Genomic DNA, 17,282 nt, shown 5'->3' on the forward strand with positions numbered 1-17,282 from the left:
CGCCGGTCGATCACTATCGACTGACGCGATGAACGAGTCGCCGATCGACGATCGGACTGATCACCCGTTAGCAGCCGGATTCGTCCGGCACGACCACGTCCCGCGTCCGCTGGACGCCCGTTCGTTCGCGACGATGGCGGAAGCCTTTTGTACATATGAGTACGTCGATGTACAATAATGAACTCCAAAACGGAGCTCGCTCCGGCGGTGGCGTCGATCCTCGAGGCCGCCAGAGAGCGCCCGGGTGGTGACGCCCCCGTCGACGTCGACGCGCGCTCGTTACCCGACGCGCTGGCGCGAGCGGAGGCGGACGGTCGCGTGCCAATAATCGCGGAGGTAAAGCCGACGAGCCCGACAGCCGACGGGACGCGTTCGGACGACCCGGTCGAACTGGCCCGGGCGATGGTCGAGGGTGGCGCAGCGGCGATTTCCGTCCTCACCGAGCCGACGCACTTCGGTGGCTCATCCGAGTCACTGACGCGAGTCCGAGAGGCCGTTTCGGTCCCCGTGCTTCGCAAGGACTTCCTCGTCCGCGAGGACCAACTCGACGTCGTCGAAGCCGACCTCGCCTTGCTCATCGCACGCTTCGTCGGCGATCAGAAATCGAACGATTCGCGAGCGAGTCAGAATACGTCGAGGTCTGACGCTGACCTCGAGGAACTCGTCGTCGCGGCTCGAGAGCGAGGGTTCCAGGCGCTCGTCGAGGTCCACGACCAGGAGGAACTCGAGGACGCGCTCGCAGCCGGGGCGAACATCATCGGGGTCAACAACCGCGATCTGGCGAAACTCGAGGTCGACCTCGAAACCTTCGAGTCCGTCGCGCCCCACGTCCCTGACGACGTAACGTTGATCGCCGAAAGTGGCGTCTCCTCGCCAGACGATGTTCGGCGAATGCGCGAGGCGGGTGCCGACGCCCTCCTGGTCGGCAGCGCCATCATGGACCACGGCGCGGGTGACAGTGACGTGACGGAGAACACCCGACGGCTGGTCACCGCGACGGAGGAAGACGAATGATCGACGACCCAGACAGCCACGGAGACGAGAGATGAGCACGAGCGACCACGACCACGAACGAAACCGAGAGCGCGACAGCGACGCCACCTTCGGCGACTACGGTGGCCAGTACGTCCCCGAGGCACTGATGCCGGCCGTCCAGGAACTCGAGGACGCCTACGAGCGCTACGTATTGAACAACGAAGACGGCTTCATGGATGAGTTCCGCGAGCGCATGCGCGAGTTCGGCGGCCGGCCGACGCCGCTCCAGCGCGCGGATCGATTGAGCGAGCGCTACGACCGCGAGATCTACCTCAAACGCGAGGATCTCGTCCACGGCGGCGCACACAAGCTGAACAACGCGCTCGGGCAGGTCCTGCTCGCGAAGTACATGGGCAAAGAGCGAATCGTCGCCGAGACCGGCGCGGGCCAACACGGCACCGCGACGGCGATGGCCGCGGCCCACCTCGAGATGCCCTGTGAGATCTACATGGGTCGAACAGACGTCAACCGCCAGCGCCCGAACGTCTACCGGATGCGGATGAACGGGGCCGAGGTCAACTCCGTCGAGGCCGGCAGCGGAACCCTAAAGGAGGCGATCAACGAGACGATGCGCGACTGGGCGACGACGGTCGAACGAACCCACTACGTCATCGGATCGGTCGTCGGGCCCCACCCGTTCCCGAAACTGGTTCGTGACTTTCAGGCCGTTATCGGGCGAGAAACCCGCGAGCAGATCCGCGAGCAGGCGGGTCGACTCCCCGACAGCGTCGTCGCCTGCGCCGGCGGCGGGTCGAACACGATGGGTGCGTTCCACGAGTTCGTGCCGGACTGCGCGGACCCACGGTTCGCGAATGAATCGAGCGGACGGAGTCCGCGAGACGAAGACGTGGGACTGTACGCAGTCGAGGCCGGCGGCTCGAGCCTCGAGATCGACGCCGAGAACGCTGTCGCCCCGAACTCGGCGACGCTGTCGACGGGGACGAACGGCGTGCTTCACGGCGCGATGACGAAGCTGTTACAGAGCGAGGAGGGCCAGATCATGGAATCACACAGCGTGAGTGCCGGACTCGACTACGCGGGCGTCGGTCCCGAACTCTCGCACCTCGTCGACAGCGGACGGGTTACCCCCGTGAGCGTCGACGACGAGGCCGCACTCGAGGGCTTTCACCGACTGTCGCGACTCGAGGGGATCATCCCCGCACTCGAGTCGAGTCACGCGTTGGGCTATCTCGAAGAGGCGCACGAAGACCTCGGCGACCTCGTCGTCGTCAACGTCTCCGGCCGGGGCGACAAGGATCTGGAGACTGTGTTGGAGGAGACCGAAAAGCGTGATCTTGAGGCAGCCCCCGACGTGGAGGTGTTCGACGGATGAGCGGCGATTCGACGGCGTCCGAGTACGACAGCGACGTCGAAGCCGCCATTCGAGAGAACCACCCCGCCCTCATCACGTACATCACGGCGGGCGACCCGTCGCTCGAGGACACCAAAGCGTACGTCGAGGCCCTCGACCGCGGCGGTTCGGACCTGATCGAACTGGGCCTTCCCTTCTCGGAACCGATCGCCGAGGGGCCGACGATTCAGGCTGCGATCAACCGCGCACTCGAGGCTGGAACGACGCCCGAGGGCTTTTTCGAACTGATCGACGACCTCGACACGGAGGCGCCGCTGCTGGTGATGACGTACTACAACATGATCCTGCAGTACGGGCCGTCTGCGGCCGTCCGGCCCTTCGTCGAGCGCGCCGCCGAGACCGGACTCTCGGGGATCATCGTTCCGGACCTCCCCGCCGAGGAAGCCGATCCCCTCCGCGAGGCCTGTGACGATCACGGCCTCGACCTCGTCTTCATCGTCGCGCCGACGACCGAAGGCGAACGCCTCGAGCGAATCATGTCGCAGGTGTCGGGCTTCGCTTACGTGCAGGCTCGCCTCGGGACGACCGGCGCGCGCGCAGACGTCTCGAACGCGACCCACGACAGCCTCTCGCGACTCGACGACTACGACGTGCCCAAGGCCGTCGGCTTCGGCGTCAGCGAGGGCGACCACGCGGCCGAGATCATCGAAGCCGATGCCGACGGCGTCATCGTGGGCAGCGCGCTCGTCGACATCGTTGCCGAACACGGTTCGGCGGGTGCTGCCCCTGCGGCCGACGCTCTCGAGGCCAAAGCCCGGGAGCTCAAACGCGGCGCACTTCGGGGAGGCGAGACCCTCACGAACGATACGGAAGATACACCGGAACCAGAACAGCCATAACTGCAAGCTTGCTACACACTCGCAATGACTACCACAGGAATCGACGCCAGACTCGACAGAATCGGTACAGACGGCTCCTACGTGATCGTTCCGATGGATCACGGCACTACGATCGGTGCCGTACAGGGGCTCAAAGACATCGAATCGACGATCGACGGTGTCACCAGCGGCGGTGCGGACGCGGTCCTCACGCAGAAGGGCATCGCACCCCGCGTTCACGAACACAAAAACGACAAGGGTTACATCGTCCACCTCAATGGATCGACGGCGATCGGTCCCGACGAGAACGAGAAACGGTTGACCGGAACCGTCGAGGAAGCCGTTCGAGTCGGTGCTGACGCCGTCTCCTTTCATATCAACGTCGGATCGAATCACGAACCCGACCAGATCACCCAACTCGCCGACGTAACCGAGCAGGCGACGCGCCTGGGCATGCCAGTGCTCGCGATGGCCTACGCGCGTGGCCCCGACATCGACTCCGCGGATCCCGACGCGCTCGGTCACGCCGTCCGGCTCGCGGAGGAACTCGGCGCGGATATCGTCAAAACGGGCTACAGCGGCGACGCAGATAGCTTCGAGCACGTCTGTGAGTCGACTCGACTCCCAGTCGTCATCGCCGGTGGCTCGAGAGGTACCGACCGACAGACCATCGAAATGGTACGCGGGGCGATGGACGCCGGTGGTGCTGGCGTCTCGATGGGTCGATCGATCTTCCAACACGAGAATCCTCAAGCGATCGCAAACGCCGTCTCCGGCGTCGTTCATCACGATCTCTCGACGGACGACGCACTGGCGAAATCAGGACTGGCACTCGAGGCCTAACGCGGATCTATTTGGCGCTCGAGGAAGACAACCGATAGTCGACGGTCAACGTTCTCGACTGCTCGCGTAACTGTACTGTTTCTTCTCCCCCCGTATTGGGGGCGATCTGATCAGAGTGGCACGCTCGAGCCGTCTCTGCTGATAGTCGAAATGATACGTCGCGCACACTCACAGGTCATTCACACAGCAGTGGCTGTTGCAGGCCGAACCCACTCCCCGCTCATACCTGATTAGTCTGACATGGTCCAACGATCTGTCGCTGTCGCAACTGTCAACATCCAAGTTCGCGGTGTCGAGGTGGTTCTCGATGGCGAGTAGAAATTACGAAATCGGTGGCGTACAGTCGCGGATTTCGGATTTATTGGAATCGTACGGTCTCGGAGTATTGTTCGCAGCAAACGTCTTCGGTGCTGGCTCGGTCTACATTCTTGCAGATACTGGCGCGAACTTTGCGTTCGCACTCCTGTGGGTGCTCCCGCTGGCGTTTCTCATCGATATCGCACTCCACGACATGTCCGCGCGGCTGGCCGTCTCTCGAGAACCGCTGACCGACTATATCGTCGACCGACTTCCCGGTCCGAGCGGACAATTAGTCATCATCGCGATGGCGTTGATGAGCGCGTTCTGGTCCATCGCGAATTACGCGATCGCCGGCGCGGCGTTAGCCTGGCTCGTTCCCGGGCTGGACAACGTCATTATCGGCATCCTGCTCGCGAGCGGCGTCGGAATCGCCCTCGTCGAGTTGCGCGTGTACGAACGCATCGAGGGCGCGATCGCCGCGATGGTGATCACCGTCTTCGCGTCCTACGGCCTCCTGCTGCTCGGTCTCGACATTCCCGTCGGTGACGTCGTCGCCGGCCTCATGCCAGCCTTAGAGAGCGACGTCGGCTACCTCACGGCCATCATCGCGTTACTCGGGACGACGGTTTATTGGCCGAACTTCTTCATCCAGTCAAGCATCGGACCGACGAAGGAGTGGTCCGACGTGAACACCTATCGCCGCGACAACGCCGCTGGCATCATCACGACGCTCACGATCGGCGCGTTCGTGATGATCGTCTCCGCAATTACGCTGACCGAGGGCCCGACGACGCTCACCGGGCCCGGCGAACCCCTCGCAGCACTCCTCGGAAGCGGCGCGCTCTACATCTTCCTGTTCGCCGCGTTGCTCGCCAGTTTCAGTTCGGCGACCGGGACGCTGTTCGGCGCTGGCTACATGGTCCCACAGGCGTTCGGCCATCACACCCGATTCGGAGACACGAAGTTCAGAGCGACCGTCGTCGGCCTCATCATCTTCTCGGCAGTCGCCGCATTCTGGTTGCTCGCGAACACCGGGCTCACGCCCGTCAGAATGGCCATCATCATGCCCGCGATCAACGGTCTCATCGCCCTGCCGATCACCGTCCTAGCGCTCATCGGCGCGGTCAACCGCTACCGAGACGTGTCGCGGGCCGAAAATATCGCGTTCGCCCTCGTCGCGCTCGTCTTGTTGCTCGGCAGCATCACGACGGCCGACTCGCTCGCAACCACCATCTCCGGATGGCTCTAACGCGAGGAGGTCGCCTCGAGACCGAGCGGATCTACCGTCACGAGTCCCTCGACGACGGCCTCGCCGACGCGGGCGGCGTTGGTAATCCCCAGCGTGAGACTCGCGGGATTACCGTCGAAACTCTCGGCGACCGACTGGCTGGGTGCCGGCCGATCGTAGTTGGCGACCGACCGAACGCTCAGGTACTGCTCGCGCAGGCCGAATCGCTCGAGTGCGCGCGCCGTCGCCGCGTCTTCCATCTGAGTGGTCACGTACGGTTCCACCTCGTACTCCGCACAGAGCCACTCGACTTCTCGGGCGTAGCGCGTCCCGTGCCAGAACTCGTCGCCACAGACGGTCGTTCCGCGTTCGATCGTCGGCCCTGCGTCCGGCACGTCCGGATACGTTCGCTGGTACGCACGGGCGTCCTCGTCTTTCTCGAGGGCGACATCCCGGGCAGCCTCGAGTGCGCACTCGACGACGCTCTCTTCGAGACGGTGAACGTAGTCTCGGGGACGGTAGGCGAGAAGGTCGATGGGGCGATCCGTGGAAGTTTCGCCGGCTGCATCGGCGGAACTCGAGTCCGGTCTGTGGTCCCAGCGGTGTTTTCGGTCCCAATCGACGACCGCGTCGGCGATAGCGACCGACCCGAGCGCAGTCGTCTCGGGGGACGAACCCGCGATACCACTCGAGACGACGTAGGTCGACTCGAGATCGACTCCCGGCGTGGCGAGTAATGCGGTCGTCGTCGTCGCCGCGTCGCTCTTGCCGATCCCCGTCGTCGTGATCGCAACGTCGTCTTCGGTGAGGTACACCGGCGTGTCAGTCCCGGGAACCAAGAGCGCGTCGACGAGCGTGGCGCGCTCGAGCCACGGCCGTCGTTCGTCGAGTGGGGCTTCGCACGCGGCCGTGAGAACCAGCGCAGCAGGGGAAACCGGCGCAGTTGGATCCGGTGCACGTGGCTCGGGTCGTGACGGCTCGCTCATGGAATTCAGTTCCCGATAGCCAGGGCACTCGCATAGAACCCCCGTATCGACTTCCAGACGAGGTGTCTCCGTCCAACTGCGGCGTTGAATCCAACCGTAACAGCTTCAAAATCCGCCTGCGTTGGCCGGCCTGTGACCGACGCCGACCTCACGATCGACGACGAAATCGTCGCTCGCGCCCGGATTCACGCCCGCGAGGTCTGCCGCGAGTACGATCTCGAGATCGATCGCGAGGCCCTCGAGTGGGAGGTGTCGACTCGCGCGCGCCGACGTGCCGGGGCCTGTCGGTGGAACCGTTCGCGCGAGGTCGCGACGATCGTGTTGACCCGGCAAGCGTACGAACGCTACGAGTGGGAAACGTTCGCCGGCGTCGTCAGACACGAACTCGTTCACGCCTGGGAGTTCCAACACTTCGGCGAGTCCGGCCACGGCACCCGGTTTCGAGAGCAGGCGACGCGACTCGAGGCCCCTCGCCACTGCGAGACGTTCTCCGAGCCACGATACGTCCTGCGGTGTCTCGCCTCGGCGTGTGAGTGGTCGGCGCGGCGACACCGCGCGTCCAAACCGGTGAAAGCACCCGACCAGTATCGCTGTGGCCAGTGCGGACACGACTACGAGGTCGAACACGCCGAGAGCGGGCGGACCTGGACGAGTGCGAGTGAGTACGGCGGCGTGAAAGCAGCCCTCGGCGAGACGTGGTAAGCCCAAGCGAATCGACGACGACCGACGCGAGACACTCGCTCGCCACAGCGCTCGCGAGAGCGCCGCGGAACACTTATTCGAGTCCCACGTACTGATTCATCTATGGGACTACTCGAGTTGATGCTGGGCCAATCAGGCCCCGGCGAGCAGGGCGTCGAGGGACGGTCGTACAAACTGCCAAAAGACACGCACGACTTCGTCTACCCGGTCGCCGTCCGACGCGTCGAACTCGAGGGATTTCTCGACCTCCTCGAGGCGGAAGCCGACGCCCCGTCGCTCGAGGTCGATACCGACGATGTCCAGGACGTGTTCGACGAGGTGCTCGGTGAAGTTGACATCGACGCCGAAGACCTGACCGATCGCCAGCGAAAACCGCGACAGGAGGCCCAGGCCATCCTCGACACCTGGAGCGAGCACGTCACCGACGATATCGGAATCGTCTACGCCCGCCCAGACACCTACCCGACGCTCCTCTCGTTCGTCAAACGGTGCAAACAGCGAGACGACAACGTCGACGATCAGTTCGAACTGCCCGACACCTTCAACGACGGTGCAGCCCTGCTCAAACGACTCGAGGAGGCGACCGACGAACAGTATCGTGCCGTCGTCCACACGGACGTGTTGCCGCCTGAACCCTGAACTCTACGCCAGATGTCTGAGTTTCGCGCTCGTCCTCCGTTTTCGGCTGCCGTTCAAAGACCCGCCGGCTACACAATCGTCTCGAAGGCCTCGAGCGACGCGAGTTCGTACGTCGGTTCGTGACCGACGTTTGCGGGGTCGTCGTGGCCCAAATCGAGCCAGGCCGAATCGAGCCCCATCGCGTTCGCCCCCGCGACATCCGCGTGCAGTGAGTCACCAATGTGAAGCGCCGCGTCGGGCGTCGCCTCGAGTTCTCTCAACGCGTATTCGAAGGGAGCAGCGTCCGGCTTCGGATGAATGCCCTTGCTTGGTTCCGTAAACACCCGCACGTCGAACGCGTCCGCGATGTCGAGTGCCTCGAGTTTCTGCGTCTGTGTCGGGCGGCCACCGTTCGTGATCAAGCCGACCGGGCCGCGCTCGCGGGCGTGCTCGAGTGCCGCCTTTGCCCCGGGGCGAAACCGAACGGCAGACGGGTCCTGTGCCTCGAGATAGCGCTCTGCGAGCGTCGACGTGTGAGTCGGTTCGACGTCGGCATTTGCAGCGACTGCTGTAAAGAGATTCTCGTAGAACTCGAGAGCCGTCTCGGCGGTCGGAACCGACGGGACGGCCGCTCTGAGATCACCCGGCGTGCAAAACGGCTCGAGGTGAGCCTGATCGAACGCGGACTCGAGAAGCGCCTCGGGGTCCTGGGTCGACTCACAGAGCGTTCGATCGAGATCGAAACAGATCGCATCGTACGCACTCATTGTTCAGATGATGGGGCGCGAACGTTCTCAACGTTTCGACAGTGTGTCATAGTGAAGCACGTTCTGTGGGCCGCCTCCGGCGGTCGCTCGAGCGAACGGGAGCGTGCCGTCTCTCTCGAACCGAGGTAACGACACCGAATGACGCGACAACGACAGGTCGTCTGTGGCATTCGCCACGTTCAAGCCAATCCCCTTCGACGGTGAACTCATGACGCGATCTGTCTGGGTCAAAGCCGACGACACCGTCGGCGACTGGGATGACCAACGCGAACGGATTACCGCTGCACTCGAGGCGGGTGCAGACTGGGTACTGGTCGACGAAGACGACGTTGCACGGGTCCGAGAACTGGGCGATATCAACGTCGCAGCCTACCGAACCGACGGCGACGTGACGCTCGTCGACGACATCGACGACGCCGAAGCCGACGGCGACGATGAGCCGACCGCACAACCCGACGCTATCATCGTCGGGAAGGAAGGCGAAGGCGACGCGACGATCGACCTGCCCGAGGATCTCTCGGGCTCTGCCGATCTCTCGACACTCCGCCGGCGTGACGGCGACATCGACCGCGGCGCGTACATCCGCATCCTCGCGAAGGAGTACGAACACTTCGCCGAAACCGCCGCTGTAGACGCCGACTACACCATCGTCGTCGGCGAAGACTGGACGATCATCCCCCTCGAGAACCTGATCGCTCGTATCGGCGAGGAAACCGATCTCGTGGCCGGCGTCACGAGTGCCGAGGAGGCGAAGACGGCGTTCGAAACGCTCGAGATCGGTGCTGACTCAGTCCTACTCGACTCCGACGATCCAGACGAGATCCGACAGACGGTCGAGGTTCGCGACGACGCCGATCGGGAATCGCTCGACCTTCAGTACGCGGAAGTCCTCGACGTCGAACGCATCGGCAGCGCCGACCGCGTCTGCGTCGATACGGGCACCCTCCTCGAGCACGAGGAAGGCATGCTCGTCGGCTCGATGTCTCGCGGCCTCGTGTTCGTCCACGCCGAAACGGCGGAGTCGCCTTACGTTGCATCTCGACCGTTCCGCGTCAACGCCGGTGCCGTCCACGCTTACGTCCGGACGCCCGACGGCGGCACGAAGTACCTCTCGGAACTCCAGAGCGGCGACGAAGTGCAGGTCGTCGATACCGACGGAAACACGCGCGAAGCGATCGTCGGGCGGGTCAAAATCGAAAAGCGACCGATGTTCCGGGTCGCCCTCGAGACCGAAGACGGCGACCGCATCGAGACCCTCCTCCAGAACGCAGAGACGATCAAAGTTGCGACGTCCGACGGTCGAACTGCGATTACCGATCTCGAGGCCGGCGACGAACTCCTTCACTACTACGAGGATACGGCCCGACACTTCGGCGAACCGGTCGAAGAGAGCATCATCGAGAAGTAAGTCGCTCCGTTCCTTTTCTCCCCGGTTTCGGCTTCGGCGGGTCCGCCCGTTCTCGACTCGAGGGTTACAGAGGAGGAATTAGTTGTGAACGGGCTCTTCCCGTTCCGTCTCGTCGACGTCTTCGGCCTCTGAGTCTACTGGCTCGAGGCGAGTCGTACACCAGTGACAGAACCCGAGGTCTTCGTCGAGCCCTTTGCCACACTCGGGACAGGACGGGCCATCAGTCTGGTCGTTACTTTCTGGCGGAAAGCCGAGCGCTCTGAAGGTGGCGTCGATCGCCGCAAAGAGCGCGATGAACATGATGAAGAACTGTGACATCGTGTCCGTCTCCGTGTTGACGACGTCCATCATCCCCGAGAACGAGCTCGCGGAAGCCATTTGTTCGACCGGGAAGAAGAACCAAACCGCCGAGAAGTACAGCCCGGCAAAGACGAGTGCACGAAACCAATCGCGAAGTAAGGCGTGACCTGCCCCCGGAAAAAAGAGCGAAAGACCGGCGGCGGCCATCGCACGAAGCCATGTCATCGTACGTGGTGATTGGGGACCCGGGCCCTTAACATTCCGATTTTATACTCACCGCGGACCAATCGCGAGTTTCGAGCCAGCCACGCGGCGTTAGGCCTCTAACTGCGAGACGAGCCTCGAGAGCGTCTCGAGGTCGTATTGTCCCGGCGCAGTCGCGTCTGGCGCTTCGACGGGGGCGTAGCCGATTTTCGAACCGTACACCGGCGCGACAGCACGCGTGTGACTTCCCAACTCGCCCATCGCCATCGTCGCCACGCGGTCGCCGTGGGCCGTCATTTGCTCGGTCGCGGCGAGGACCGCGAGCGTATCGGCGTGCGATTCGGCGGTGACGGCCAGTTTCGAGACGTCGGCGTACTTGCCTGCCTCGGTCAGCGTCGAAACCATCTCACCGCGAGTCGGCGTCCCCTCGAAATCGTGTGCCGACGCGACGACCGTGACGTCTCGCTCGCGTGCAGTCTCGAGAAGGTCCTCGGCGTCACCCTCGAGAATCGACTCGAGTTCGATATCGATCGCGCCGACGGCTTCGAAGCGCGTCGCCTCGGCGAGCGCCTCGAGACGGGCAGCGTCGTCGCCGTTCCATTCGCCGCCCTCCCACTCGGCGCGGTTCGTCGCCAAGACGGGCAACTCGCCGTCACCATCGTCGTAGGACTCGAGGGCCTCGAGGGATTCCTCTGCGAGGTCCATTCGGAATTCGATCGCGTCGGCGTGGTCTCGAGCGACTGGTTCCGTCGAGAGATCGGCGGTCGATGCGGCGAGTACGAACGAGTCGAAGTCGAGTCCCATCAGTAGCGATGTAGAGTACGAGAACGGGAAAAACGGTGTCGATTTAGCGAGTTTGCGACGGCGTCGATACGGGGCTTCTTACGCCAGTCCGAGCGTCTCCTCGGCCTCGAGGAGTTCGTGGTAACGGTTGCGGATCGTCACTTCGGAGATGTCCGCGACGTCGCTGACTGCGGCCTGCGTGGTTTTCTCGTTGGTGAGCAAGGCGGCGGCGTAGACGGCGGCGGCGGCGAGACCGACCGGCGACTTGCCGCTGTGGACGCCTTTCTCCTTGGCGTTCTGGAGGAGGCCGCGTGCGCGGTGTTCGGCCTCATCGGAGAGGTCGAGTCCGGACGCGAAGCGTGGGACGTAGCTCTCGGGGTCAGCCGGCTGGACCTCGAGACCGAGTTCTCGGACGACGTAGCGGTAGGTTCGGGCGATTTCGTTTTTCTCGACGCGCGAGACGTCTGCAATCTCGTCGAGACTTCGAGGGACGCCGGCCTGGCGAGCGGCGGCGTAGACACAGGATGTCGAGACGCCTTCGATCGAGCGGCCGGGGAGGAGGTCCTCGTCGAGTGCGCGTCGGTAGATCACGCTGGCCGTCTCACGGACGTTCGTCGGCAGTCCGAGTGCACTTGCCATCCGGTCGATTTCGCCGAGTGCCTGCTTGAGGTTGCGCTCTTTCGAGTCGCGCGTCCGGAAGCGTTCGTTCCACTTGCGCAGGCGCTGCATCTTCTCGCGCTGGCGGGAACCAAGCGAGTTACCGTAGGCGTCTTTGTTTCGCCAGTCGATGTTCGTCGAGAGGCCCTTGTCGTGCATCGTGTTCGTCGTCGGTGCACCGACGCGAGACTTCTCGTTCTTCTCGGCGGCGTCGAATGCTCGCCACTCCGGGCCGCGGTCGACCGAATCCTCTTCGACGACGAGGCCACAGTCCTCACAAACGGTTTCGCCGTGTTCGTCGTCGACGACCAGGTGTCCCGTACATTCGGGACACGAGAGGTCGCTGTCTTCCGTTTCGGTCGTCTCTTGGTCCGATTCGCGTTCGGTACGTCGTACTCTGGTGCTCGATGTTGAGTTGGTCATACGATGGCAAATGCTGACCGGCCGAACTGACTGCAAAAGCCCGGACGGATTCGTTACCTACCTCGTTCTTAGACTCGAGGGTTAAGGGTTTCGGAATCGCGTCCCGATACCGCTCGAAAGCGGGTAATTCGTTGGATCGAGCATGATCGATCAAAACATTGAAGCAGAGAAGTGTCGGATCGGAGCGATCAAACCACACCCACCCGAACGACGACGTATGCACGTCGCCGTCGGGAGCACGAACCCCGTCAAAGTCAGGGCAGTCGAGCAGACACTCGAGCGATTTCAGCCGGCAGTCACCGCGCACGCGGTCGACTCTGGGGTGGCCGAACAGCCACGGTCGATCGACGAAACCGTCACCGGTGCACAAAACCGCGCCCGACGAGCGCTCGAGACGGCCGGTGGCGACTACGGCGTCGGACTTGAGGGAGGCGTCGCTCGAATCGACGGCATCGACGGACTCTCCTTGATCATGTGGGCCGCCGTCACCGACGGGACACGTCTGGAATACGGTGGCGGACCCACGCTGTCACTTCCCGACGACGTCACTCGCCGCCTCGAGGCCGGAGACGAATTGGGCCCGATTATGGACGACCGTCACGACGCGGATGACATCGCGAAAGGAGAGGGCGCTGCGGGGGTGCTCACCGCCGGCTTGACCAATCGGTCACAGGCACTCGGCGAAGCGCTCGCCGGTGCGTTCGGTCCGTTCGTCGTCGACGGAATTTCCACCGAACACAGATAGGGGACGGTCGTCGTCATCGCATCACCGGAAGTGATTTTCACGCTTCGAATCGTTCGAATGCGACATCGTCAGCCGGTACTGAGACTCACCGTTTCTCGATAGTCGTCGAATTTATATTGTACTCCGTCAGTATGTATTAACCTCCCGTACCAACGGAACGTTTCTGCCGGGTTATCCACGGATTACTTCCGAGGGAAATCGCAAGCAGGCAGCGGGTTAACCGCGCGTACCAAACCCCATAAGGGCATTCTTGCCATCAACTGGGCCATGAGCACCGCAGTAACCACGGACCTCACCGGTAAACAACGCCAGATCCTCCAGTACCTCCGCAAGAATGCCGGAACGAAGACGTACTTCAAATCGCGACTGATCGGCAAAGAACTCGGCATGACGGCAAAGGAGGTCGGCTCGAACATCGCCGCCTTGCAGGATGGCGAGTACGACATCGAGATCGAAAAGTGGGGCTACTCTTCGAGTACGACGTGGAAAGTGATTACGTAGGACCAGACCCCTCGAGCAGCCAATAACCCTCCGTTCAATCCCGTGTTTACCCGCTCGCAGACGCACCAACGAATTCACTATCTATACCATTCGTGTGTGTCTTCCTCTACCAACTAGTTCGTGTTAGCTAGTGTCTCACACAAATCGTCGGACAGTTTTTGATTGCTGTTGACCTATTCGAGACACGTAATGACACCGCCAGTGCTGTTCGACATGGATGGCGTCATCCTCGAGGGACCGCGGACCGCTCCGGGCATTTACGCGGACGCGGCCGACGCTGCACTCGCCGAACTCGGCGTCGAACCCACGCCGGGACAGCGACGAGACCTCAGACGCCACGACCTCGAGCACGTCGTCGAACACTGCGAGACGCTGGGAATCGACGCCGCCGACTTCTGGCAACTAAAGGATCGATTCGCCTCAGAACGGACTCACGAGCGCGTTCGAACGGGCGAACGCGGTCTGTACGACGACGTCCACGCACTCGAGGAATTGGCTGCAGAAACGACGCTCGGTCTCGTCACGAACAATCGCCACGCTACTGGCGAGTTCGTTGCCGACTACCTCCCCGTCGACTTCGCAGTCGTCCGCGGCCGCCAGCCGACGTTCGAGGACTACCGACGTCGAAAGCCCGATCCCACCTTTCTCGAGGACGCCTGCGAGCACCTTGCCGTCGACGACGCACTCTACGTCGGCGACTCGCTCAAAGACGTCACGGCCGGGAACGCGGCCGGCCTCGAGACGGCGTACCTTCGTCGACCCCACAATCTCGACGTCGAGCGACCTGCCGACGCGACGACGGTCGTCGAGTCGCTGACCGAACTGCCGGCGATCCTCGAGACGCTCGACGCGCGATAGTCGTCGCTGACCGAGTCGTGTTAGATGTAAGCCAGGAATACCACCGAAAAGAGGCCGTCAATACGTGATTACCAGCCGCGTCGGACGCGACGTGGCTCTCGAGTGAGCGACATGGGCGTTACTGATCGTTCAGTGAACCGTCGTACTCAATGAGTTGATCGGCACGCTGGGCGAGTTGGCGGGCCGTCTCGCCGAAGGAATCGGCGTGGCGAACGACCAGAACGAGGACCGTCTCCGGGCGTTCGACGGCGTAGCCGTCTTCGCGCGACAGTAACCCGGCCTCCTCGAGTTCACCAGCGTATTTGCTCACCGTCGGTGCCGAAACGTCGAGTGAGGTAGCGAGTTCGCCGGCGCTCGCGTCCGGCGTCAATAGGAGTTCGATCAACATTCCGCGAGGGGTCTCCCGGCGGAGGTATCCGAGCGCGTGCTTTTCGTACTCGTCGAATCGCCCGGCCGGGACGAATCGCTTGTAATCGCCGTCGCGAAATCGCTCGATTGCATCGAGTTCCTCGAGTCGGCGAAGATGATGTTGGGTTTCACCGGTGCCGAGTTGAAGGTCGTCTCTGATCTTCGAGAAGTGAGCACCGGGGGTCGTCGAGAGATACCCGACGATCGCATCGCGGGCATCGCTCTCACCCGTATCGGCAGCTGCAGAGGGAGAAAGGCCGGCAAGCGGTGTCGCGGCCCCGAGAGCCGCGAATCGTCGCAGGGTCGCTCGCTTCTCGTCGTCGACCCCGTCGGAACCCGTCATGTGATGTGTATCAATCGAACGGGGCCGTACGTAAAACAGGTTTCGCTCCGCTTTCTTCTCCGAGAATTGAGTGTCTGCGTGCGGTGAGCGTTAGCTGGACTTGGAGTCGCCGGCGAACTCCTGATCCATCTCTTCGATGACGTCGTCGGGATCGGAGATCTCCGCCGCGTCCTTGCCCTCTTTGATCGCCTGCGCTTCCTGTTCCATCGCCTCGAGGTCCATCTCGGCTTCCTCGTCGATCTCGCCGATGATCTCGGCGATATCGTCGAGACCGATCAGTTCGCGCGTCTCCTCGTCGAAATCGAGACTCTCGAGTTCGGTATCGGACTCCTGCACGTCGCTGCCCGAGAGGTGCTTGCCGTAGCGCCCGACCATCGAGGAGAGTTCCTGTGGCAGGACGAACGTCGTGGACTCGCTCTGGCCGATTTCGGAGAGCGTCTCCATGCCCTGGTCGATGATCGCGCGTTCGCCCATCGATTCGGCCGAACGTGCGCGAAGCACGGTCGAGATGGAGTCACCCTGCGCTTCGAGGATCTGACTCTGTTTTTCACCCTGTGCGCGGATGATCTCACTCTGTTTGTCACCTTCTGCCTTCTCGACGGCGCTGCGACGTTCACCCTGTGCCTCGAGAATCATGGCGCGGCGTTTACGCTCTGCGGAGGTCTGTTGTTCCATCGCACGCTGGACGTCCTTCGATGGGTTGACCTCGCGGACCTCGACGCTCTCGACGCGGATCCCCCACTCGTCGGTGGGTTCGTCGAGTTCCTGGCGGATTCGCGCGTTGATCTCCTGGCGCTTGTTGAGCGTGTCGTCGAGTTCCATGTCACCCAGAACGGCACGCAGGGTCGTCTGGGCGAGATTCGACGTGGCTCGCTTGTAGTCGTCGACCTGGAGGAACGCCTTCTTGGCGTCCATCACTTTGATGTAGACGACGGCGTCGGCCGTCACGGGCGAGTTGTCGCGCGTGATGGCTTCCTGTCGTGGCACGTCGAGCGTCTGCGTACGCATGTCGAAACGATACGTATTCGAGACGAACGGCGGCACGAAGTTGATACCCGGTTCGAGCAGTTTGCGGTACTCACCGAAGACGGTGAGCGCTCGTTTCTCGTACGCGTCGACGATTTCGATCGCACTGAGCAGTGCGGCGACGACGACGAGGAGAACGAGCGCACCGAGGAACAACAATGCACCACCGGTTTGCAACGGGAGTACTTCTACGACCATGGTACCGTCTTACGGTGGTGAGGGGAAAAGCGTTCCCTTATTTTCACGACATATTGTTTCCGGAGAGTGTCACAAGCCCGTGTGACTCGAGTCGGCTGTCAGCTCTGACACTCAACTCGACTTCTCGGTTTCCGTTTCCGGTTCGGCCTCGCTATCGGTCGTCTCAATCGAGTCGCCGGTTTCGTCGGTCTCAGAATCAGCGTCTCTATCGTGCTGTGCTAGCGCGCGGTCGATTTCGTCGTCACCGATCGCGCCGAGGGATTCGACGGTGAGGACGTTCCCGCCACCCGGATCCAGGACGATGATCTCTTCGCCCTCTTCGATCGTTCCACTTGTCGAGCGAGCGCTGTAAAAGGGTGCGAACCCGCCGTCGTCGAGTTTGACTTCGCCGTCACGAGACGTGACGGCCTCCGTGACGTAGCCCGTCGACCCGGCCAGCGAACTCGAGTCCGACGTCTGGGCCGTTCCCTTCCCACCGTAGAAGTCGAACTCGTTGTAGACGTACGCCGCGGCGAGTCCGATGACGAGCGTCAGCGCCGAGAGGACGAACACGTCGGCGACCGGCGGGAAGATCAGTCCGATGAACCCTGCGCCAGCGAGCGCGACGCCGACGACGATGAGGTGTGCGCCCGGCGAGAGGGCCTCGAGTGCCATCAGAATGAGCCCCACCGAGAGGAGCGCAAGTGGCATGTTGCCAAAGAGGAGTTCGAGCATACCTCGAGCTAAGTTCTCACCCAAATTAAAGGTTGTCGAGGGTCG

The 17,282-nt window shown here is 62.7% G+C and carries 20 protein-coding genes; 12 read left to right on the top strand and 8 right to left on the bottom strand.

What is annotated here, in order from left to right; translation table 11 throughout:
* Nucleotides 1-28: 28 nt before the first annotated feature.
* From BLW62_RS18505 to BLW62_RS04110, 6 genes are all read left to right on the top strand, one after another.
* Nucleotides 29-178 carry a hypothetical protein gene (locus tag BLW62_RS18505; protein WP_175459673.1) on the top strand — a complete coding sequence of 50 codons (150 nt, stop codon included), beginning with the start codon at nt 29-31 and terminating at the stop codon, nt 176-178.
* Nucleotides 178-1,014: an indole-3-glycerol phosphate synthase gene (gene trpC / locus BLW62_RS04090; protein ID WP_090505435.1), complete on the top strand. Its 837-nt coding sequence runs from the start codon at nt 178-180 to the stop codon at nt 1,012-1,014. The genes BLW62_RS18505 and trpC overlap by 1 nt, the downstream gene beginning before the upstream one ends.
* A gap of 31 nt (nt 1,015-1,045) precedes the next feature.
* Complete coding sequence (gene trpB / locus BLW62_RS04095; protein ID WP_090505437.1) at nt 1,046-2,368, top strand: tryptophan synthase subunit beta; 1,323 nt, start codon at nt 1,046-1,048, stop codon at nt 2,366-2,368.
* Nucleotides 2,365-3,246, top strand: a complete 882-nt coding sequence (trpA, locus tag BLW62_RS04100; RefSeq protein ID WP_090505439.1) for a tryptophan synthase subunit alpha — start codon at nt 2,365-2,367, stop codon at nt 3,244-3,246. The genes trpB and trpA overlap by 4 nt, the downstream gene beginning before the upstream one ends.
* A 24-nt stretch (nt 3,247-3,270) precedes the next feature.
* A complete protein-coding gene (locus BLW62_RS04105; protein ID WP_090505441.1) occupies nt 3,271-4,068 on the top strand; it encodes a 2-amino-3,7-dideoxy-D-threo-hept-6-ulosonate synthase in 798 nt (265 codons plus the stop codon).
* A gap of 307 nt (nt 4,069-4,375) precedes the next feature.
* Complete coding sequence (locus tag BLW62_RS04110) at nt 4,376-5,617, top strand: NRAMP family divalent metal transporter (RefSeq protein WP_090505443.1); 1,242 nt, start codon at nt 4,376-4,378, stop codon at nt 5,615-5,617.
* Here BLW62_RS04110 and BLW62_RS04115 read toward each other — a convergent pair.
* On the bottom strand, nt 5,614-6,582 hold the full coding sequence (locus BLW62_RS04115; RefSeq protein WP_090505445.1) for a phosphorylase family protein: 969 nt from the start codon (nt 6,580-6,582) through the stop codon (nt 5,614-5,616). The two genes, BLW62_RS04110 and BLW62_RS04115, sit on opposite strands and share 4 nt — an antisense overlap.
* 132 nt (nt 6,583-6,714) lie before the next feature.
* On the opposite strand from BLW62_RS04115, the gene BLW62_RS04120 reads away from it, so the two are divergent.
* Together BLW62_RS04120 and BLW62_RS04125 are read left to right on the top strand one after the other, a co-directional pair.
* On the top strand, nt 6,715-7,284 hold the full coding sequence (locus BLW62_RS04120; protein WP_090505447.1) for a SprT-like domain-containing protein: 570 nt from the start codon (nt 6,715-6,717) through the stop codon (nt 7,282-7,284).
* 102 nt (nt 7,285-7,386) lie between these two features.
* Nucleotides 7,387-7,923, top strand: coding sequence for a hypothetical protein (locus BLW62_RS04125; protein WP_090505448.1), 537 nt, complete (start codon nt 7,387-7,389; stop codon nt 7,921-7,923).
* Nucleotides 7,924-7,991: 68 nt separating this feature from the next.
* Here BLW62_RS04125 and BLW62_RS04130 read toward each other — a convergent pair whose 3' ends face one another.
* On the bottom strand, nt 7,992-8,669 hold the full coding sequence (locus tag BLW62_RS04130; RefSeq protein ID WP_090505450.1) for an HAD family hydrolase: 678 nt from the start codon (nt 8,667-8,669) through the stop codon (nt 7,992-7,994).
* A gap of 208 nt (nt 8,670-8,877) precedes the next feature.
* On the opposite strand from BLW62_RS04130, the gene BLW62_RS04135 reads away from it, so the two are divergent.
* Nucleotides 8,878-10,077: a 3-dehydroquinate synthase II gene (locus BLW62_RS04135; protein ID WP_090506412.1), complete on the top strand. Its 1,200-nt coding sequence runs from the start codon at nt 8,878-8,880 to the stop codon at nt 10,075-10,077.
* Nucleotides 10,078-10,155: 78 nt separating this feature from the next.
* On the opposite strand, the gene BLW62_RS04140 is transcribed toward BLW62_RS04135, so the two are convergent.
* The 3 genes from BLW62_RS04140 to BLW62_RS04150 form a co-directional block, all read right to left on the bottom strand.
* Nucleotides 10,156-10,602 (bottom strand): DUF7575 domain-containing protein, encoded by a 447-nt coding sequence (locus BLW62_RS04140; RefSeq protein WP_090505451.1) that lies wholly within the window; start codon nt 10,600-10,602, stop codon nt 10,156-10,158.
* A 90-nt stretch (nt 10,603-10,692) separates the two neighbouring features.
* Nucleotides 10,693-11,385 (bottom strand): type I 3-dehydroquinate dehydratase, encoded by a 693-nt coding sequence (locus BLW62_RS04145; RefSeq protein ID WP_090505452.1) that lies wholly within the window; start codon nt 11,383-11,385, stop codon nt 10,693-10,695.
* 78 nt (nt 11,386-11,463) lie between these two features.
* Nucleotides 11,464-12,444: a transcription initiation factor IIB gene (locus tag BLW62_RS04150; RefSeq protein ID WP_090505454.1), complete on the bottom strand. Its 981-nt coding sequence runs from the start codon at nt 12,442-12,444 to the stop codon at nt 11,464-11,466.
* A gap of 217 nt (nt 12,445-12,661) precedes the next feature.
* On the opposite strand from BLW62_RS04150, the gene BLW62_RS04155 reads away from it, so the two are divergent.
* The 3 genes from BLW62_RS04155 to BLW62_RS04165 all read left to right on the top strand — a co-directional run bounded on the left by BLW62_RS04155 (nt 12,662) and on the right by BLW62_RS04165 (nt 14,548).
* Nucleotides 12,662-13,189 (top strand): DUF84 family protein, encoded by a 528-nt coding sequence (locus BLW62_RS04155; protein ID WP_090506413.1) that lies wholly within the window; start codon nt 12,662-12,664, stop codon nt 13,187-13,189.
* A 267-nt stretch (nt 13,190-13,456) separates the two neighbouring features.
* A complete protein-coding gene (locus BLW62_RS04160) occupies nt 13,457-13,690 on the top strand; it encodes a DUF7123 family protein (RefSeq protein WP_090505457.1) in 234 nt (77 codons plus the stop codon).
* A 189-nt stretch (nt 13,691-13,879) separates the two neighbouring features.
* Nucleotides 13,880-14,548, top strand: a complete 669-nt coding sequence (locus BLW62_RS04165; RefSeq protein ID WP_090505459.1) for an HAD family hydrolase — start codon at nt 13,880-13,882, stop codon at nt 14,546-14,548.
* Between the two features lie 118 nt (nt 14,549-14,666).
* Here BLW62_RS04165 and BLW62_RS04170 read toward each other — a convergent pair whose 3' ends face one another.
* The 3 genes from BLW62_RS04170 to BLW62_RS04180 form a co-directional block, all read right to left on the bottom strand.
* Nucleotides 14,667-15,299: a winged helix-turn-helix transcriptional regulator gene (locus tag BLW62_RS04170; protein ID WP_090505460.1), complete on the bottom strand. Its 633-nt coding sequence runs from the start codon at nt 15,297-15,299 to the stop codon at nt 14,667-14,669.
* A gap of 90 nt (nt 15,300-15,389) precedes the next feature.
* Nucleotides 15,390-16,523, bottom strand: a complete 1,134-nt coding sequence (locus BLW62_RS04175) for an SPFH domain-containing protein (protein ID WP_090505462.1) — start codon at nt 16,521-16,523, stop codon at nt 15,390-15,392.
* Nucleotides 16,524-16,634: 111 nt separating this feature from the next.
* The gene (locus BLW62_RS04180; RefSeq protein WP_090505464.1) at nt 16,635-17,237 is read right to left on the bottom strand and encodes an NfeD family protein; all 603 of its coding nucleotides are present in this window, start codon (nt 17,235-17,237) and stop codon (nt 16,635-16,637) included.
* Nucleotides 17,238-17,282 lie beyond the last annotated feature (45 nt).

The organism is Natronorubrum sediminis (assembly GCF_900108095.1).
Lineage (GTDB): Archaea > Halobacteriota > Halobacteria > Halobacteriales > Natrialbaceae > Natronorubrum > Natronorubrum sediminis.

What these genes read in the sequence shown, in the direction of transcription:
- BLW62_RS18505 (WP_175459673.1), top strand. Translation starts at nt 29, where the DNA reads ATGAACGAGTCGCCGATCGACGATCGGACTGATCACCCGTTAGCAGCC.
- trpC (WP_090505435.1), top strand. Translation starts at nt 178, where the DNA reads ATGAACTCCAAAACGGAGCTCGCTCCGGCGGTGGCGTCGATCCTCGAG.
- trpB (WP_090505437.1), top strand. Translation starts at nt 1,046, where the DNA reads ATGAGCACGAGCGACCACGACCACGAACGAAACCGAGAGCGCGACAGC.
- trpA (WP_090505439.1), top strand. Translation starts at nt 2,365, where the DNA reads ATGAGCGGCGATTCGACGGCGTCCGAGTACGACAGCGACGTCGAAGCC.
- BLW62_RS04105 (WP_090505441.1), top strand. Translation starts at nt 3,271, where the DNA reads ATGACTACCACAGGAATCGACGCCAGACTCGACAGAATCGGTACAGAC.
- BLW62_RS04110 (WP_090505443.1), top strand. Translation starts at nt 4,376, where the DNA reads ATGGCGAGTAGAAATTACGAAATCGGTGGCGTACAGTCGCGGATTTCG.
- BLW62_RS04115 (WP_090505445.1), bottom strand. Translation starts at nt 6,582, where the DNA reads ATGAGCGAGCCGTCACGACCCGAGCCACGTGCACCGGATCCAACTGCG.
- BLW62_RS04125 (WP_090505448.1), top strand. Translation starts at nt 7,387, where the DNA reads ATGGGACTACTCGAGTTGATGCTGGGCCAATCAGGCCCCGGCGAGCAG.
- BLW62_RS04130 (WP_090505450.1), bottom strand. Translation starts at nt 8,669, where the DNA reads ATGAGTGCGTACGATGCGATCTGTTTCGATCTCGATCGAACGCTCTGT.
- BLW62_RS04135 (WP_090506412.1), top strand. Translation starts at nt 8,878, where the DNA reads ATGACGCGATCTGTCTGGGTCAAAGCCGACGACACCGTCGGCGACTGG.
- BLW62_RS04140 (WP_090505451.1), bottom strand. Translation starts at nt 10,602, where the DNA reads ATGACATGGCTTCGTGCGATGGCCGCCGCCGGTCTTTCGCTCTTTTTT.
- BLW62_RS04145 (WP_090505452.1), bottom strand. Translation starts at nt 11,385, where the DNA reads ATGGGACTCGACTTCGACTCGTTCGTACTCGCCGCATCGACCGCCGAT.
- BLW62_RS04150 (WP_090505454.1), bottom strand. Translation starts at nt 12,444, where the DNA reads ATGACCAACTCAACATCGAGCACCAGAGTACGACGTACCGAACGCGAA.
- BLW62_RS04155 (WP_090506413.1), top strand. Translation starts at nt 12,662, where the DNA reads ATGCACGTCGCCGTCGGGAGCACGAACCCCGTCAAAGTCAGGGCAGTC.
- BLW62_RS04160 (WP_090505457.1), top strand. Translation starts at nt 13,457, where the DNA reads ATGAGCACCGCAGTAACCACGGACCTCACCGGTAAACAACGCCAGATC.
- BLW62_RS04165 (WP_090505459.1), top strand. Translation starts at nt 13,880, where the DNA reads ATGACACCGCCAGTGCTGTTCGACATGGATGGCGTCATCCTCGAGGGA.
- BLW62_RS04170 (WP_090505460.1), bottom strand. Translation starts at nt 15,299, where the DNA reads ATGACGGGTTCCGACGGGGTCGACGACGAGAAGCGAGCGACCCTGCGA.
- BLW62_RS04175 (WP_090505462.1), bottom strand. Translation starts at nt 16,523, where the DNA reads ATGGTCGTAGAAGTACTCCCGTTGCAAACCGGTGGTGCATTGTTGTTC.
- BLW62_RS04180 (WP_090505464.1), bottom strand. Translation starts at nt 17,237, where the DNA reads ATGCTCGAACTCCTCTTTGGCAACATGCCACTTGCGCTCCTCTCGGTG.